The organism is Chelativorans salis (assembly GCF_025336525.1).
Lineage (GTDB): Bacteria > Pseudomonadota > Alphaproteobacteria > Rhizobiales > Rhizobiaceae > Chelativorans > Chelativorans salis.
Map to the genome: position 1 here is coordinate 367,400 of NZ_JAOCZP010000004.1, position 16,334 is coordinate 383,733.

Below are 16,334 nucleotides of genomic sequence, written 5' to 3' on the forward strand. Positions count from 1 at the left end.
CGCTCATATGTCTCGCTCCGACGCCACGACTATCGACGCGAAAACGGGTAGCCTTGCCGCCGGAAGTCGGAGACGTGGCGGGGCCGGGTCTGCACTGGCGATGCGCTTTGCCCTGCGCGAGATGCGCGGCGGGCTTTCCGGCTTCTTCATCTTTCTCGCCTGTATCGCGCTGGGGGTGGCGGCTATCGGCGGGGTAAACTCCGTCGCTCGCGCCATCAGCGCCGGTGTGGCATCGCAGGGCCAGGAATTACTCGGCGCCGACATCCGCTTCGAGCTTAACCAGCGCCGCGCCGACGCGGCCGAACACGCCTGGCTGGCGGAGACCGGACGGCTCGCCGAAAGCGCCAATATGCGCTCGATGGCCCGTCTGGCCGATGGTTCCGACCAGGCATTGGTCGAGGTGAAGGCGGTGGACGAGGCGTACCCGCTTTACGGGACGCTCGTCACCGAGCCGGCACTTTCCCGCGATGCGCTCTTCGGCCTTGCGGATGGCGCTTACGGCGCGGCCGCGCCTTCGCTCCTGTTCGACCGGCTGGGCCTTTCCCTAGGTGACAGGCTGATGCTTGGCGGGCAAGAGTTCGAGCTGCGCGCCGAGCTTGTCACCGAGCCGGATGCCGTCTCCGATGGTTTTGGCTTCGCGCCACGCCTGATGGTTTCGCTGGAAGGGCTGGATGCCGCCGGTCTCGTGCAGCCGGGCAGCCTGGTGGAGCATGTCTATAAGCTGCGCCTCGACGGCGAGCCCGGCAACTCGGAGCTGCGCGCCCTGCGCGAGGAGGCGAGCACGCGCTTCCCCGAGGCAGGGTGGAGCATCCGAACGCGGCTTAACGCCGCTCCGTCGCTGTCGTCAAACGTCGAGCGTTTCTCGCAATTCCTCACCCTTGTGGGGCTGACTGCGCTGGTGGTGGGCGGCGTCGGCGTGGCGAATGCGGTGCGTGCCTACCTGGACGGAAAACGCGCCGTCATCGCCACCTTCAAGAGCCTCGGGGCCTCGGGCGGCTTCGTTTTCTCCGTCTACCTGATGCAGATCCTCATCATCGCCATGATGGGGATCTGCGCAGGCTTGGTACTCGCCGCGCTGATGCCTTTTGCGGCAAGTGCGGCGCTTGCCGCGGTCCTGCCGGTGCCGAGCGAGGGCGGCATTTACCCCTCGGCGCTCGGTCTTGCTGCGCTATTCGGCGTTCTGACCACGCTCGCTTTCGCGCTGCTGCCGCTCGGTAGGGCGCGTGACGTGCCGGCAACGGCGCTTTTCCGCGAGATGGGGATCGACGCCAAGGGCTGGCCGCGTCTCTTCTACGTAGTCCTGTCCGTCGCCATCGCTGCCACACTTGCGCTGCTCGCCATCCTCTATTCCGAGGAGCGGAGTATAGCCGCTATCTTCGTCGCCGCCGCCATTGCCGTCTTCCTGGTGCTGCGCGGCGTGGGCTGGGCGGTGCAGGCCGCCGCCCGCCGCGCCCCAAGGGTACGCTCGACCGCACTCAGGCTCGCCATAGGCAACATTCATCGCCCCGGCGCGCTGACGCCGTCGGTGGTGCTGTCGCTTGGCCTTGGCCTCACGCTGATCGCCACTCTGGCACTGATAGACGGCAATCTGAGGCGGCAGATCGCCGGCAACCTGCCGGAGGTGGCCCCGAACTTCTTCTTCGTCGATATCCAGGCGGACCAGGTGGAGGATTTTGCTTCGCTGGTCGAAGAGCAGGCGCCTGACGGCAAGCTTATCCGTGTGCCGATGCTGCGCGGGCGCATCATCGCGCTCAACGACGTCAATGTGCGCGATATCGAGGTGCCGCCGGAAGGCGGCTGGGTGCTGCGCGGTGACCGCGGCATCACCTATTCGAACAATCAGCCGGAAAACTCGACCCTGACGCAGGGTGAATGGTGGCCCGCGGGCTATGAGGGAGAGCCTCTGGTCTCGTTTACGGCGGACGAGGGTGCTGCGCTCGGCCTGAAGCTCGGCGATACCCTGACGGTGAATGTGCTCGGGCGCAACGTCACGGCCCGCATCGCCAGCTTCCGCCAGGTGGAGTGGGAGACGCTGGCCATGAACTTCGTCATGGTCTTTTCTCCGAATACCTTTGAGGGTGCGCCCCATGCCTGGCTGGCAACGCTGACAGACGCCAACGCGACGAGCGTCGACGAGGCGCGCCTTCTGAACGCCGTTACACGCAACTTCCCTACCATTACCACCGTCCGTGTGAAGGACGCGCTCGACGTGGTGAACCAGCTCGTCGGGCAACTCGCCACCGCCATCAGAGCGGCGGCGGCGGTGGCACTCATCGCCTCCGTGCTCGTGCTTTCGGGCGCACTCGCGGCGGGCAACCGCGCCCGCGTGCACGATGCCGTGGTGCTGAAGACGCTGGGGGCCACGCGGCGCACCCTGATTTCGGCTTTCGCGTTGGAGTACCTCCTGATCGGCCTTGCCACAGCACTCTTCGCGCTGGCCGCCGGCGGTGTGGCGGCATGGTATGTGGTGACCCGCATCATGACGCTTCCATGGAGCTTTCTGCCGGAAGTGGCGCTGTCGACCGTCGCCATTGCCTTGGTGTTGACGGTCGGCTTCGGGCTCGTCGGTACCTGGCGCGTGCTTGGCCACAAGGCCGCACCTGTTTTGCGGAACCTATGAGCTGGGAAGGGATCGGTGTCCCCTGGAGCGGGAGTGCAGGCGTGGTGCGCTTTTCCGCTGCGGAAGGTCTTGCTCTTGTCTTGAACAGACATCATATTTGAACAACGCATGCTGGACCCCCGCCAGCGGCGAGCGGCCCCATGGCCGACACCCGACGGGAGAGTGCGAGAAAAGAGGAAACAATGGCTGACCTTCGTAACTATCAGCCGCGCATGGCGAGCGATGCCCGCGCGGGCGTGGCCATCGACGAGGGCCTGCGCGCCTACATGCTTCGGGTTTACAACCTCATGGCTCTCGGGCTGGCCATCACCGGAGTGGCGGCATTTGCCACTGCGCAGATGGCGGTATCTAGCCCGGCGTTCGCGCAGGTTATGTATGGAAGTCCCCTACGCTGGGTGGTGATGCTCGCGCCGCTCGGCCTTGTGTTTTATCTGAGCGCGCGAATCCACAAGATGAGCGTTTCAGGTGCCCAGGCCGCCTTCTGGATTTTTGCCGCGGTCATGGGTCTGTCGCTGTCATCGATATTTCTCGTCTTCACGGGCGAGAGTGTGGTGCGTGTGTTCTTCATCACCGCCGCCTCCTTTGGCGCATTGTCGCTGTGGGGCTACACGACGAAGCGTGATCTTTCCGGCATGGGTTCCTTCCTCTTCATGGGGCTCATCGGCATCATCATCGCCATGATCGTAAACATATTCCTAGCCTCTTCGGCGCTGCAGTTCGCCATCTCGGTGATCGGCGTGCTGGTGTTCGCCGGGCTGACGGCTTACGACACGCAGCAGATCAAGGAGATGTATTACGAGGGCGACAGCCAGCTCGTGGCCGGCCGCAAGGCCATCATGGGTGCGCTCAGGCTCTACCTCGATTTCATCAACCTGTTCATGTTCCTGCTGCAGTTCCTCGGCAATCGCGAGTAACGGGCGGAACTGGAACGACCAGGAAAAGGCGGCTTTCGAGCCGCCTTTTCTTTTGCCCGGTATCCTGCCATGAAGATGGAAACCATACCGAACGAACCGCCGATGACCACTATCACCATTCGCCCGTCGGCATCCGCCGACATTCCCGCCATCACGCAGATCTATGCCCACGCCGTTGAAAGCGGCACCGCAAGCTATGAGCTGGAGCCGCCGGGTGAGGAGGAGATGGCTTCACGGCACGAGGCGCTGGTTTCCCGCGGCTATCCTTATCTGGTAGCGGAAGTGGAAGGGCAGGTGCTCGGCTATGCCTATGCCGGGCCGTTTCGTCCGCGCCGCGCCTATCGCTTCATGGTCGAGGATTCGGTCTACATCGCGCCGCAGGCGCAGGGGCGTGGCCTCGGCCGACGGCTGGTAGAGGCGCTGATCGAGGAATGCCGGAAACTGGGTTTCCGACAGATCGCCGCCGTCATCGGCGACGGCTCGCCGGAGAGCGCCTCAGTGCGCTTGCATAAGGCCTTGGGTTTCCGCCATGCCGGCGTCCTGGAAGGCAGCGGCTACAAGCACGGCCGCTGGCTGGACACGGTCTTCATGCAGCTTGAACTCAACGGCGGCGCGGGAAGACCGCCGGATGCCGAATCGCTGCCCGAGAGGCTGTTCCGGGAGGGGCATTAGGCCGGTCCATCGTCTCACGGATGATCCGGTCCAACCCGTTGCTTTATCCCAGTTCCGGGCCGGAATACCTGCTCTTTCCGGAATCGCTTCGGCTCACGCCCGCACGAGCTTGAGCTTGCGATCGAACAACGCCAGAACACGGCTCAACTCGTGCCCGCGCTTCAGGATTGCGCCGGTGGCGGCTATGACGCTGTAGGCGCCTTGCTTGCGGGCGAGCTTTGGAGTTTTCACGATTTGGAACAGCGGCACCTCACTGGTGCGGCGGAAGACGGAGAACACCGCCCTGTCCCTTAGATGATCGATGGCGTAGTCACGCCACTCGCCTGTGGCCACCATCTGCCCGTAGAGGCGCAGTATCTGGTCCAGCTCGCGGCGTTCAAAGGTCACCGGCAGGTCAAGTCGTGCCCGCCGCACCTCGCTGAGCCGGACGAGTACTCCGGAATCGTCGCCGTCCTCCCCGGCGCTTACAAAATCAGCCATGTTTAGTTCGGACCCTCATGACAATTTATGACAAGAAAGTTGGCGTGCCGGGCCGGGAAATGCAACCCCATATGGCCGCTATGGTGCGCCATCCTACTTTCACGAACACAAGACGCCCTGTCGGATTTGGTGATCGCCTGCCTCATTCTCGCCGTTTTCTTTCCAAGCTCCCGCCCGATTTTGAAGCCAGCATTCCTATGTTGCCTGAGACGGTTCGATCCGGAGGCGGCGCCGTACCCCAAGCCCCCCCGCCCACGGTGTCGTAGCCGGATCGAACCAACTCCGGCGCTTTGTGCGTCAATCTCGCAAAGGCAACGATCCCGAACTGGATCAGCGCCGGTACAGGCTAGCGCCGTACCGGCGTTTTTTCTTTTCCAGGAGAGTGGTGGGCGCTTACCAGCTTTCGGCGGTGCGTGCGGCACCTAAAATGGCGCCCGGCCGCCCTTCGGCATCGAAGGACTGAAGCAGCACGGCGCAATGGCCGCCTTTCTTCACCATCTCGCTCTTCGGCAGCTCGAGGCGCATTGCCTTGCCGTGCCACATGCCGACGGTCTGGAAGCTGGTGACAATGTTACGGTATTCGATCGACCGTCCCCGGTTCTCGCCGCCGCGGATCGACACCACCCGGCGTGGCTTATAGTAGACGACGACGATGTGCGTATCGGCCGGGGCCGTCTCGGCCGCGCCGACATTGACGAAGACGCTTCCGTTGCTGGAAGAGATGTCCACATCGACTGGCAACGCCGCGTTACCTTCCGATCCCTTGTCGATGGCTGCATAAATTTCCTTACGGTGCGAGCCGACGATGTCCCGCTGCCCGTTGACAACCACCTGTGGGGTGTAGACCGAGCGATCGAAAGTCTCTCCGTAGGCGCGCTGCCGGGCGGAATTTTCCGGCGTGGCCATCTCGTCTTTCCAGCCAAGATAGTCCCAATAGTCGACGTGGTAGGCAAGCGCCACCACATCGTCCCGCTCTGCCAGTTCAGCCAGCAGGGCATCCGCAGGCGGGCACGAGCTGCAGCCCTGGCTGGTGAAAAGCTCGACCACCCCTGCAGGCCTCTCCGCGGCCTGAATGTGGAATGGTATAATGAGCACCAGAAGGAGGATGGTCAGCTTCATCGCGCTCACATGGATGCGCGCGGGAAAGGTTCGCATATCCTTTTCGCCTGTCGGTCCGTGTCTACCCCAATCGCACCGGCACGTCGCCGGTTCCGCCATCTTTCCGCATTCATGTAGCGTAGCGGCTGTCGGGCTTAGTTGGGAAGTCACGTTGCGGTGAAGCCCTGGTGCTTCAGCCGAGCTCGGCTATCACCGGTACGTGATCGGAAGGGCGCTCCCAGTTGCGCGCTTCGCGCAGGACCTCGATGCGCTGTAGCGCCGGGGCGAGGTTAGCGGAAGCCCAGATATGATCGAGCCGTCGTCCGCGGTCCGACACCTCCCAGTCCTTGGCGCGGTAGCTCCACCAGGTAAAGAGCTTTTCCTCCGGCGGGACATGTCTGCGCATGAGGTCGACCCAACCTCCCTTGTCACGCAGGTTGTCCAGCCCCTCGGTCTCCACCGGTGTGTGGCTGACCACGTTCAGGAGTTGCTTGTGCGACCACACATCCGTCTCCAGGGGGGCGATATTGAGATCGCCGACCAGGACTGTCGCTGTGTCAGCCTCCTCGGCCGGACGCACCGCGTGCATCTCCTCAATGAAGTCGAGCTTGTGGCGGAACTTGGTATTGATCTCGGGGTCCGGCTCGTCGCCGCCCGCCGGGACATAGAAGTTGTGCAGGAGAACACGCCTTCCATCCACGTCCAGCACCGTCGAGACATGCCGGCTGTCGACGATGCCGCAGAAGCCGCGCTTTTCCACCAGCTGCATGGGCCGGCGCGAGATGGTCGCCACGCCATGATAGCCCTTCTGGCCATGAATTTCGATGTGTGCGTAACCGAGCTTGCGGAAGGCGGCCAGCGGGAACTGGTCGTCCGGACACTTGGTTTCCTGCAGGCACAGGACGTCCGGCTGGTGTTCTTCTAGGAAGCGCTGCACCAGCGGCAGGCGCAGGCGAACGGAATTGATGTTCCAGGTGGCGATCTTGAGGGGCATTCGGCGCTCGGCTTGCAGCTTCTTCATACAGAGCGGCAATAGCGCGCCGAATGAGCCGATGGCAAGCGCAGTGCTGCAATCAGCGGCCGCGGTTCAACTCGTTGACGCGGCGGTAATCGATCGCAAACACGCTGGGATCAAAGGTGACGCCTTCTTGCACGTTGTAGATCATCACCGTCGTGTCCTTGCCCTGGGCGTCGGTGATGGTCCACTGGCGCAGTTGGTAAGTGCTGGCATCGAACATCATGGTGATGGTCGAGCTACCAAACACCTTCCGGTCCGCCAGCTTGACGGTCGTCAGATCCTCGTCCTGCTGGACGCTCTGTACCTTCTCGCCGGAAAGATCGATGCGTTCATCAAGGAGCAGCTTCAGAGGCGTCTGCGACAGCGGATAGACATCCGCGGTGTTCATCCGCTTGTTCCGCACCACCACGGACGTTCCGTCGGAGACGACCCGGAAACCAGACGAACCCTCATAGTCGAAGCGGAGCTTTCCAGGCCGCTCGATGTAGAACTTGCCGCCGGTCTGTTCGCCACGGGGGCCGAACTGCACGAATTCGCCTGTCATGGTGCGCACGCTGGAAAAATGCGCGGCAATGCGCTGGGCGGTATCCGCAGCGGCCTGCGCCGCGCTGACCGTCAAGATACCCAGCGCAAGGGCGAGGAAGGCGGCCAAGGGGCGAAAAAACGCCAGGCGGGGGGCGGTGATGTTGCGCTTGGCTGGAGTGGCCATGCTTTTCTGCTCTCCGAAACAGTTTGTCATTTGACGAGACGCTATCGCCTTAACAGGGCCGAATTTGGGCTCCCGGCGTGAACGTCCCGGCGTGATGCGCAGCCTTCGGCTCTCAGACGTCCTCCTGCTCCGTCGGCACGAGGATCTCGCGCTTGCCGGCGTGGTTGGCAGGGCCAACGATGCCTTCCTGCTCCATACGCTCGATGATCGAGGCGGCGCGGTTATAGCCGATGCCCAACCGCCGCTGGATATAGCTCGTCGACGCCTTGCCGTCGCGCAGGACCACGGCGACCGCCTGGTCGTACGGGTCTTCCGAATCGCCCAGATTGCCGGTGTCGCCACCGCCGCCGCTGGAGGAATCGTCGCCGTCGTCTTCCGTCACCGCATCAAGATAGGCCGGCGCGCCTTGGGTTTTCAGATGTGCGACGATCTGTTCCACTTCGGTGTCCGAGACGAAGGGGCCATGCACGCGCTGTATGCGCCCGCCGCCGGCCATGTAGAGCATATCACCCATGCCGAGGAGTTGTTCAGCGCCCTGCTCGCCCAGGATGGTACGGCTGTCGATCTTGGAGGTGACCTGGAAGGAGATGCGGGTCGGGAAGTTGGCCTTGATCGTGCCGGTGATCACATCGACCGACGGGCGCTGGGTGGCCATGATGACGTGGATGCCCGCCGCACGTGCCATCTGCGCCAGGCGCTGCACTGCGCCCTCGATGTCCTTGCCGGCGACCATCATAAGGTCGGCCATCTCGTCGATGATGACGACGATGAAGGGCATCGGGTCCAGATCGAGATCCTCGGTTTCGTAGATCGCTTCGCCGGTCTCGCGGTCGAAGCCGGTCTGCACCGTACGGGTGATCGACTGGCCCTTCTTCTGGGCCTGGGCAATGCGCTGGTTGAAGCCCTCGATATTGCGTACGCCCACCTTGGACATCTTGCGGTAGCGATCCTCCATCTCCCGCACGGTCCATTTCAGCGCCACCACCGCCTTCTTCGGGTCGGTGACGACGGGCGTGAGAAGATGCGGGATGCCGTCATAGACGGAAAGCTCCAGCATCTTCGGGTCGATCATGATCAGGCGGCATTCATCCGGCGTCATGCGGTAGAGCAATGACAGGATCATCGTGTTGATGGCGACCGACTTGCCCGAGCCGGTGGTGCCGGCGACGAGCAGATGCGGCATCTTGGCGAGGTCGGCGATCACGGCGCTACCGTTGATCGTCTTGCCCAGGCCCAGCGCCAACTTCGTTTTGGTGGTCTCGAACTCGCGGCTGGCCAGCAACTCGCGCAGGAACACCATCTCGCGGGTCGCGTTGGGCAGTTCGATGCCGATGGCGTTGCGCCCTGGCACCACGGCAACGCGGGCGGCGATCGCGCTCATCGAGCGGGCGATATCGTCAGCAAGGCCGATGACGCGCGAGGACTTGATGCCCGGCGCAGGCTCCAGTTCGTAGAGCGTGACGACGGGGCCGGGCCGGACATGAATGATCTCGCCCTTGACGCCGAAATCCTCAAGGACTCCTTCCAGAAGCCGTGCATTCTGCTCCAGCGCTTCCTTGGAGAGGCTTGCATCCTTGGTCGTGGCCTTCGGCTCGGCGAGAAGATGCAGGGAGGGAAGCGTAAACTCGCCCGAGTCGAGGAACGAGGGCTGTGCCTCGCGGCGCACGCGCGCACCGGCTGCCGGGCGGGGCGCAGGATTGCCTACCCGCGCTGCAGGCTGTTGCTGCGCCATCTGACCTCTCGGCTCGGGTGCGACGGAAAAATCGTCGAAGGGTGCTGTGTCGAAGCCATCGGCATCGAAATCGGGCTCGATGCGCGCATCGTCCATCGCCGCCGGCTGGGGCATCGGCGTGTCGAACTCCGGCGCCAGAGGGTCGACATTAACGGCGAAGCGGCGGCGCCAGAAGGCGCGCACCGACAGCCACCAGTGCACAAGCACGCCAAGCGTGACGAAGCCGCCGTCCTCCTCGTCTTCGTCAAGGTCGTCGAAGGTGTCTGCCTCCGGCTCAGCGGCGGGTGCGGGAGCTGCGGAGCGGCCGAAGACGCCGGCGCCGTAAAGGGTCAGCCATATGGCGGGCCCGGCAAGCAGCGCCGCGACTACGATGCCAAACCAGCCCTGCGGGTAAGCGCCACTAAGCATGGCGGGGGCGGCCAGGACGAAGTCGCCGAAAACACCACCGAGCCCGGTCGGCAGCGGCCATGTCTCCGGCGGGGTCATGCAACCGACCACGCCGGCAGCCAACACGCTACCACCAAACCAGGCGGCCGAGCGGCGCCAGGGCCTGTCGATACCGCGTGCAGCAAAGAGGAAGATGCCCCAGAAGACTGCCGGCACGAGGCCAGCTACCGAGGCGAGGCCGAAAAACTGCATGGCGATGTCGGAGTAGACCGCGCCGGGATAACCCATGGCGTTAGTCACCGGATTGTCGGTGGCATAGCTGAAGCTCGGATCGGCGACGTTCCAAGTGGCAAGACTTGCCAGGCAGAAGGCGACGAATCCCAGCGTCAGCAGTCCAAGCCCGCGTGCCGCTTGCCGTCGCAAGAAGCCGTGCACCCCGAAACCGCCGTCATTCATGGCAAACGCCGCGGAAGAACCGGAACTCATTCGCATTTCCCCGTCCACAGGACATCGATAACGCGCTCGCGCGCGCCCTGACACCGGACCTACCCTAGATGGGGGAAGGTTAAGGCGGCATTAACCATGGGAGTGGGTGGCGCGGTGGAGAACACGCTGGAATTCCGCGCAGGGCATAGGGTTGCCGTACTGCCCGCTTCAAAAAAAAGGCCCGAAGTCCGGGCCGATAGGTGGCAGCAGTCAGGGATTGCTGCAGCGGGAGTTTCTTCATCCGGCCGTTGCCCGGCCGGATGAGTTTTGCTTCTGTCCGACGGCCCTAGCGGACCCGCGAGGCGATGAACTCTGGATAGGCTTCGACGCCGACCTCGCCCACGTCCAGCCCCGTCTGCTCTTCCTCGGGGCTGACCCGCAGGCCCATCGTGGCCTTCAGGATGAACCAGACCACCAGAGAGGCGACGAAGGTGAAGACGCCATAGGCGAGGATGCCGACGAACTGAGTGCCGAAGCTCGTGTCGCCGTTGGTCAATGGCACGGCCAGGGTGCCCCAGATACCGGCGATCAGGTGAACGGGGATGGCGCCGACCACGTCGTCGATCTTGAGCTTGTCGAGGAGCGGCACCGTGAACACAACGATGACGCCGCCGACCGCACCGATGAGGATTGCGGCAAAGGGGCTCGGCGTCAGCGGTTCGGCGGTGATCGAGACGAGACCGGCAAGCGCGCCGTTGAGTACGAAGGTGATGTCGACCTTCTTGTAGACGAGCTGCGTGAGGATCAGCGCCGCCACCACGCCGCCGGCGGCGGCAAGGTTCGTATTGGCGAAGATGCGGCTGACGTCGGAGGCATCGGCGTTGGAGCCGAGGGCCAGCTGCGAAGCGCCGTTGAAGCCGAACCAGCCAAGCCACAGGATGAAGGTGCCGAGCGTGGCAAGCGCCATATTCGAGCCGGGGATCGGCTGCACCTGGCCCTGCGGGCCGTATTTATCGGAACGCGCGCCAAGCAGGATCGCGCCGGCGAGCGCAGCCCAGCCGCCGACCGAGTGGACGAGCGTCGAGCCGGCAAAGTCGGAGAAGCCCATCTCGGACAGCCAGCCGCCGCCCCACTGCCAGGAGCCGGCGATCGGATAGATGAAGCCGGTCAGCACCACGACGAAAATGAGGAACGGCCACAGCTTGATGCGCTCGGCGAGCGTACCCGAGACGATCGAGGCGGCGGTCGCCACGAACACCATCTGGAAGAACCAGTCGGAGGCCACTGCATAGTCGCCCTCGTTGGCAACGCCGGCGTCCGGCCAGCTATAAGGCCAGAAGGTGCCGATATAGCCGTTCACGTCGACATACATCAGCGAATAGCCGACGACCCAGTACATCAGGCCCGCGATCGAATAGAGGGCGATGTTCTTGAGAAGCTGCATGGAGACGTTCTTCGAGCGCACCATGCCGGCTTCCAGCATGGCGAAGCCCGCCGCCATCCACATGACGAGGAACCCGCCCATGAGGAAAAGAAGCGTGTTGAAGACGAAGGCCGTATCTCCGGCCGCCGCCTCCGCGGCTTCGGCTGCCCCTTCAGCGGCTTCCTGCGCGAAAGCCGGCAGCGATGTGAAGGCGGTGAGCGCGAGTGCCCCAAGCCCAACCCCGCGTCCCGCGAATGTCATTTTCGGAAATCTCATCTTACTCTCCCTGAAAAGCCGGGACGCTCACAGCGCGTCGGCGTCGGTCTCGCCGGTGCGGATGCGCACGGCTTTCTCGATGTTGTGGACGAAGATCTTGCCGTCGCCGATCTGGCCGGTCTTGGCGGCGGTCGTGATGGCATCGACGGCCCTGTCGGCCGTACCGTCGTCGACTGCCACCTCCACCTTGACCTTCGGCAGGAAGCTCACCGCATATTCGGCGCCGCGATAGATTTCCGTGTGCCCCTTCTGCCGCCCGTAGCCTTTAACCTCGGTGACGGTCAGCCCCTGAATGCCTAGCTCGGTCAGCGCTTCACGCACCGCCTCCAGCTTGAACGGCTTTATGATTGCCATGACGAGTTTCATCAGGATTCACCCCTGCCTCTGCGGACGGACCGCGTTGCATGTGCCGCCGGCGCACCAAAGGCGTTGCCGGCAGTGGCAAAGGCGAATCAAATGCCGTGCCAATTGCGCGGTATTGCACTCAAGCTTTTTTATTCATTGAAGAAAATCGGCCGACACAGAAGCGGCAAGCGGTATACTTGCAGAGGGAGGGATTAAAAACTGGGCAAAATTTCAGAATTGCCTATTTTTTGCGCAGACGCACGAGTCCCTCTTGTGCGACGGAGGCGACGAGCACGCCGTCACGCGAATAGATGCTTCCGCGCGAAAAGCCTCGCGCGCCACCGGAAGAGGGGCTGTCCTGGGTGTAGAGCAGCCAATCGTCAAGCGGATGCGGCCGGTGAAACCACATGGCGTGGTCGAGGCTGGCCATCTGCAACTCGGGATCGAAGACCGAGCGCCCGTGAGCGAAGGTGGCGGTGTCGAGCAGCGTCATGTCGGAGAGATAGGCAAGTACCGCTGCCTGGATAGCGCGGTCCTCGGGCACGGGGCCTATTGCCCGCAGCCACACATGCTGGAAGGGCGGCAGCTTATTTCGCGTCGTGTAGTGCTCGATATGGACGGGGCGGATTTCCACCGGGCGCTCACGCTCCCAATAGCGGCGGATGTTTTCCGGTACGCTGTCGCCGAAGGCAGCAAGAAACTCGCGCTGCGGGCGCAAGGTTTCGGGTGCCGGAACGTCTTCCGGCATCGGCAGCTGGTGCTCCATCCCCTCCTCGTCAAGCTGGAAGGAGGCGGCAAGGGAGAAGATGGCATGGCCGTGCTGAATGGCAACGGCGCGCCTGGTGGCGAAGCTGCCGCCGTCGCGAATCCGGTCGACCTCGTATATGATGGGGACCGCCGGGTCTCCCGGACGCATGAAATAGCAGTGCAGGGAATGTACGTGACGATCGTCGGGCACCGTGCGTTGTGCGGCCACCAGCGCCTGGCCGATCACCTGCCCGCCAAAGACGCGCTGCCAACCGACCTGCGGGCTGCGACCGCGAAACAGGTTGTGTTCGAGCGCCTCGAGATTAAGTATGTCGAGGAGCGCCTGCATGGCCGATGACATGTGGACTGGTCCCCTCTGGTAGCGTTGCGGTAGCGGTGACAAACCGAAGGGCGAGGCGCAAGTCAAGGCAGCAACGCATTGCGGAGGAAAACCCATGGCCGGCAAGAACAAGGGTGAAGGCTTCTCCGACCGCCTCGACGTGGTGATTGCAGGTGCAGGCTATGTGGGGCTGGCCATCGCCGTTTCGCTCGTCCAGGCGCGGCCGGGGTTGAAAGTGCTGGTCGTCGATGCTGCGCCCGAAGGCGTTTGGCAGCGCGATGGACGCGCTTCGGCCATAGCGGCGGCGGCAGCGCGCATGCTGCGCCAGCTCGGCTGCTGGGACGAGATCGCGCCGGAAGCCCAGCCGATTGTCGATATGGTCATCACCGATTCGCGCACGTCCGATCCCATGCGCCCGGTGTTTCTCACCTTCGGCGGCGAGGCCGCGCCCGGCGAACCCTTCGCTCATATGGTCATGAACCGCGATCTTACCGGGGCGCTGCGCCGGCGCGCGGATGAGCTGGGCATCGACATCCTTCAGGGTGTGGCGGTCGAGGGCTTTGAGATAGAGCCGGCCGAAGTCGTCATCCGCCTCGGGGACGGCGCCGGCCTGCGCACGCGCCTGCTGGTCGCCGCCGACGGAGTGAAGTCGCGCCTGCGCAACATGGCCGGCATCCGCACGCTGAACTGGGAGTACGGCCAGTCGGGCATCGTCTGCACTGTTGCGCACGAGCGTCCGCACGAGGGCAGGGCGGAAGAGCATTTCCTGCCAGCCGGTCCCTTCGCCACGCTGCCGCTTAAGGGCAACCGTTCCTCGATCGTGTGGACCGAGCGTACGGAGGATGCCGAGCGCCTGGTGGCAGAGGATGATATCGTTTTCGAGCATGAACTCGAGCAGCGTTTCGGCCTAAAGCTTGGGGAGATCCGGGTCGAGGGGCAGCGCCGCGCATGGCCGCTGGGCCTGACCTTGGCGCGCGACTTCGTGCGCTGGCGCTTTGCGCTCGCCGGTGATGCGGCCCACGGCATCCACCCCATTGCCGGCCAGGGCCTCAACCTCGGCTTCAGGGATTCTGCCGCGCTCGCGCAGGTGGTGGTGGAAGCGGACAGGCTGGGCGAAGATATCGGGGCGCTCGACGTGTTGCAGCGCTATGAGCGCTGGCGCCGCTTTGACACGGTACAGATGGGGGTGACGACGGACGTGCTTAATCGTCTTTTCTCCAACGATATCGCACCGGTCAGGGCGATGCGCGACATAGGACTAGGCTTGGTGGACCGCATGCCGGGCATGAAGAGCTTTTTCGTCCGCCAGGCCTCCGGCCTGTCCGGTACCGCACCGCGCCTGCTTCAGGGCGAGGCAATCTGAGCGCAAACACAAGGAGATGAAGGATGAAGCGTCACGCGAATGCCATCTGGAAGGGATCGCTTACCAGCGGCTCCGGCAGGCTCGACACCCAGAGCCAGGCCATCGGCGACCTGCCGATCGGCTTCAAGGCCCGCTTTGAAGACGAGACCGGAAAGTCCGGCACCAATCCGGAGGAGCTGATCGCCGCGGCACACGCAAGCTGCATTGCCATGCAACTCGCCCACATGCTGGCCGAGAACGGCACGCCCCCCGAGACGCTTTACTCCAAGGCCGAGGTCGACCTGCAGCCGGCCGAAGGTGGCGGCTTCGAGATCCGCTCCAGTGCCATCACGATGATCGGTAAAGTGCCGGGGATGGAGGAAGACAAGTTCAAGGAGATCGCCGCCAAGGCGAAGGAAAGCTGCCCGGTTTCCAAGGCGCTCGGGGCTATTGAGATCACCCTCGACGCGCGGTTTGCCTGAGTTCGGCGCATAAACGACAGTTTTGCGATGGTTTCTTGCCGCGAGCGCAATGGTCGGTCGCGGCAAGGTGTTATTTAGCAACCAAAAATCCGCCGGTGAGCCTACATTTATATGCAGATGAGTTGTTCGGGAGGAACACCATGCTGCATGTTCGCGAACCGCGCACGCTGAGGAAGCCCGCCGGTAAATCCAAACTGACGATTTCCGACATTACCGCGGATGCCGTGCGCCTTTCCGCCTATGAAGGCCATGAGCGTATCTGGCTTGGCCGCGACAATGAAAGCGGACTTACCGCCATCGTCGCGATCCACAATACCGCGCTGGGCCCGGCGCTCGGTGGAACACGGGTCTGGCCGCACGAAAGCTTCGAGGCTGCGCTCACGGACGCGCTGCGCCTGTCGCGTGGCATGACCTACAAATCGGCTATCGCCGGCACGGCGTTTGGTGGCGGCAAAGCAGTTATTATCGCCGATCCCAAAACGGAGAAAACGCCGTCGCTGCTTTCCTCCTATGCCGACATGCTGGCGGCGCTCGAGGGGCAGTTCTTCACCGCCGAGGATGTCGGCCTCTCACTGGCGGATGCAGACTTCCTTCGTACGCGCGCTCCCAACGTGGTCGGTACCGGGAGCGGCAGCGGCAATCCTTCACCGGTGACGGCGCATGGCGTCTTTTTCGGCATCAAGGCGGCGCTCAAGCACCGCCGGGGCACCGATAGCCTGAAGGGCATAGGCGTCGCCGTGCAAGGCCTCGGCTCCGTCGGCTGGGCACTGTGCGAAAAGCTGCACGAGGACGGCGCCGCACTGACGGTGACCGATATCGATACGACGCGCATCGAGGAGGCGAAGAGAGCGTTCGGCGCAACCGCGCTGGCACCCGACGCTATCCTTTCCGCTGAAGCAGACGTCTTTGCGCCCTGTGCGCTCGGCGGTGTGCTCTCGCGCGAGACGATCCCTTCGCTGAAGGCCGAGATCGTCGCAGGCTCGGCCAATAACCAACTTGCCCGGCACGAGGATGCCCGTCTTCTGATGGAGGCCAGTATCCTCTATGCGCCGGACTACGTCATCAATGCGGGCGGCCTCATCAACGTTGCGGCCGAATTGGCGCCCGGCGGGTACGACCGCGCCGCGGCGATGGCCCGGGTGGCGCAAATCCCGAAAACGCTGAGCGATATCTTCGCCCGCGCCGAGAGGCAGCGTCGGCCGACCAACGAGGTTACCGCCGAGATCGCTATGGAGCGCATAAAGGCCGCCGCCGCGGCATAAGCCTATGCCGCCTAGACCGCGTTTCCGCGCGTCAGCGTTGGCCTGCTGTCGATGATGGTTT

General features: G+C 63.6%; 14 protein-coding genes. 6 read left to right on the forward strand and 8 right to left on the reverse strand.

Annotated features, from left to right (window positions below; genetic code table 11):
• Positions 1-100: 100 nt before the first annotated feature.
• The 3 genes from N5A92_RS15545 to N5A92_RS15555 all read left to right on the forward strand — a co-directional run bounded on the left by N5A92_RS15545 (position 101) and on the right by N5A92_RS15555 (position 4,206).
• Positions 101-2,620 carry an ABC transporter permease gene (locus tag N5A92_RS15545; RefSeq protein WP_260904708.1) on the forward strand — a complete coding sequence of 840 codons (2,520 nt, stop codon included), beginning with the start codon at positions 101-103 and terminating at the stop codon, positions 2,618-2,620.
• Between the two features lie 182 nt (positions 2,621-2,802).
• A complete protein-coding gene (locus tag N5A92_RS15550) occupies positions 2,803-3,534 on the forward strand; it encodes a Bax inhibitor-1/YccA family protein (RefSeq protein ID WP_260904387.1) in 732 nt (243 codons plus the stop codon).
• A 102-nt stretch (positions 3,535-3,636) separates the two neighbouring features.
• Positions 3,637-4,206: a GNAT family N-acetyltransferase gene (locus tag N5A92_RS15555; RefSeq protein WP_260904389.1), complete on the forward strand. Its 570-nt coding sequence runs from the start codon at positions 3,637-3,639 to the stop codon at positions 4,204-4,206.
• A 93-nt stretch (positions 4,207-4,299) separates the two neighbouring features.
• Here N5A92_RS15555 and N5A92_RS15560 read toward each other — a convergent pair whose 3' ends face one another.
• The 8 genes from N5A92_RS15560 to tesB form a co-directional block, all read right to left on the reverse strand.
• The gene (locus N5A92_RS15560) at positions 4,300-4,686 is read right to left on the reverse strand and encodes a DUF2794 domain-containing protein (RefSeq protein ID WP_260904392.1); all 387 of its coding nucleotides are present in this window, start codon (positions 4,684-4,686) and stop codon (positions 4,300-4,302) included.
• Positions 4,687-5,079: 393 nt separating this feature from the next.
• A complete protein-coding gene (locus N5A92_RS15565; protein WP_260904394.1) occupies positions 5,080-5,841 on the reverse strand; it encodes a DUF1223 domain-containing protein in 762 nt (253 codons plus the stop codon).
• A 136-nt stretch (positions 5,842-5,977) separates the two neighbouring features.
• Positions 5,978-6,778, reverse strand: coding sequence for an exodeoxyribonuclease III (gene xth / locus N5A92_RS15570; protein ID WP_260904396.1), 801 nt, complete (start codon positions 6,776-6,778; stop codon positions 5,978-5,980).
• 79 nt (positions 6,779-6,857) lie between these two features.
• Positions 6,858-7,511: an outer-membrane lipoprotein carrier protein LolA gene (locus tag N5A92_RS15575; RefSeq protein ID WP_260904398.1), complete on the reverse strand. Its 654-nt coding sequence runs from the start codon at positions 7,509-7,511 to the stop codon at positions 6,858-6,860.
• Between the two features lie 112 nt (positions 7,512-7,623).
• Positions 7,624-10,116, reverse strand: a complete 2,493-nt coding sequence (locus tag N5A92_RS15580; protein WP_260904400.1) for a DNA translocase FtsK — start codon at positions 10,114-10,116, stop codon at positions 7,624-7,626.
• 286 nt (positions 10,117-10,402) lie between these two features.
• The gene (locus tag N5A92_RS15585) at positions 10,403-11,755 is read right to left on the reverse strand and encodes an ammonium transporter (protein ID WP_260904402.1); all 1,353 of its coding nucleotides are present in this window, start codon (positions 11,753-11,755) and stop codon (positions 10,403-10,405) included.
• A 27-nt stretch (positions 11,756-11,782) separates the two neighbouring features.
• Positions 11,783-12,121 carry a P-II family nitrogen regulator gene (locus N5A92_RS15590; RefSeq protein ID WP_260904405.1) on the reverse strand — a complete coding sequence of 113 codons (339 nt, stop codon included), beginning with the start codon at positions 12,119-12,121 and terminating at the stop codon, positions 11,783-11,785.
• Positions 12,122-12,341: 220 nt separating this feature from the next.
• Positions 12,342-13,208 carry an acyl-CoA thioesterase II gene (tesB, locus tag N5A92_RS15595; protein ID WP_260904406.1) on the reverse strand — a complete coding sequence of 289 codons (867 nt, stop codon included), beginning with the start codon at positions 13,206-13,208 and terminating at the stop codon, positions 12,342-12,344.
• A 94-nt stretch (positions 13,209-13,302) separates the two neighbouring features.
• On the opposite strand from tesB, the gene N5A92_RS15600 reads away from it, so the two are divergent.
• The 3 genes from N5A92_RS15600 (at position 13,303) to N5A92_RS15610 (ending at position 16,273) form a co-directional block, all read left to right on the forward strand.
• On the forward strand, positions 13,303-14,550 hold the full coding sequence (locus N5A92_RS15600; protein ID WP_260904410.1) for a ubiquinone biosynthesis hydroxylase: 1,248 nt from the start codon (positions 13,303-13,305) through the stop codon (positions 14,548-14,550).
• A gap of 23 nt (positions 14,551-14,573) precedes the next feature.
• Positions 14,574-15,011, forward strand: coding sequence for an OsmC family protein (locus N5A92_RS15605; RefSeq protein ID WP_260904412.1), 438 nt, complete (start codon positions 14,574-14,576; stop codon positions 15,009-15,011).
• A 140-nt stretch (positions 15,012-15,151) separates the two neighbouring features.
• Positions 15,152-16,273, forward strand: coding sequence for a Leu/Phe/Val dehydrogenase (locus N5A92_RS15610; protein ID WP_260904413.1), 1,122 nt, complete (start codon positions 15,152-15,154; stop codon positions 16,271-16,273).
• Positions 16,274-16,334: the final 61 nt, after the last annotated feature.

What these genes read in the sequence shown, in the direction of transcription:
- tesB (WP_260904406.1), bottom strand. Translation starts at nt 13,208, where the DNA reads ATGTCATCGGCCATGCAGGCGCTCCTCGACATACTTAATCTCGAGGCG.
- N5A92_RS15565 (WP_260904394.1), bottom strand. Translation starts at nt 5,841, where the DNA reads ATGCGAACCTTTCCCGCGCGCATCCATGTGAGCGCGATGAAGCTGACC.
- N5A92_RS15560 (WP_260904392.1), bottom strand. Translation starts at nt 4,686, where the DNA reads ATGGCTGATTTTGTAAGCGCCGGGGAGGACGGCGACGATTCCGGAGTA.
- N5A92_RS15550 (WP_260904387.1), top strand. Translation starts at nt 2,803, where the DNA reads ATGGCTGACCTTCGTAACTATCAGCCGCGCATGGCGAGCGATGCCCGC.
- N5A92_RS15545 (WP_260904708.1), top strand. Translation starts at nt 101, where the DNA reads ATGCGCTTTGCCCTGCGCGAGATGCGCGGCGGGCTTTCCGGCTTCTTC.
- N5A92_RS15610 (WP_260904413.1), top strand. Translation starts at nt 15,152, where the DNA reads ATGCTGCATGTTCGCGAACCGCGCACGCTGAGGAAGCCCGCCGGTAAA.
- N5A92_RS15575 (WP_260904398.1), bottom strand. Translation starts at nt 7,511, where the DNA reads ATGGCCACTCCAGCCAAGCGCAACATCACCGCCCCCCGCCTGGCGTTT.
- N5A92_RS15585 (WP_260904402.1), bottom strand. Translation starts at nt 11,755, where the DNA reads ATGAGATTTCCGAAAATGACATTCGCGGGACGCGGGGTTGGGCTTGGG.
- N5A92_RS15580 (WP_260904400.1), bottom strand. Translation starts at nt 10,116, where the DNA reads ATGAGTTCCGGTTCTTCCGCGGCGTTTGCCATGAATGACGGCGGTTTC.
- N5A92_RS15605 (WP_260904412.1), top strand. Translation starts at nt 14,574, where the DNA reads ATGAAGCGTCACGCGAATGCCATCTGGAAGGGATCGCTTACCAGCGGC.
- N5A92_RS15600 (WP_260904410.1), top strand. Translation starts at nt 13,303, where the DNA reads ATGGCCGGCAAGAACAAGGGTGAAGGCTTCTCCGACCGCCTCGACGTG.
- xth (WP_260904396.1), bottom strand. Translation starts at nt 6,778, where the DNA reads ATGCCCCTCAAGATCGCCACCTGGAACATCAATTCCGTTCGCCTGCGC.
- N5A92_RS15555 (WP_260904389.1), top strand. Translation starts at nt 3,637, where the DNA reads ATGACCACTATCACCATTCGCCCGTCGGCATCCGCCGACATTCCCGCC.
- N5A92_RS15590 (WP_260904405.1), bottom strand. Translation starts at nt 12,121, where the DNA reads ATGAAACTCGTCATGGCAATCATAAAGCCGTTCAAGCTGGAGGCGGTG.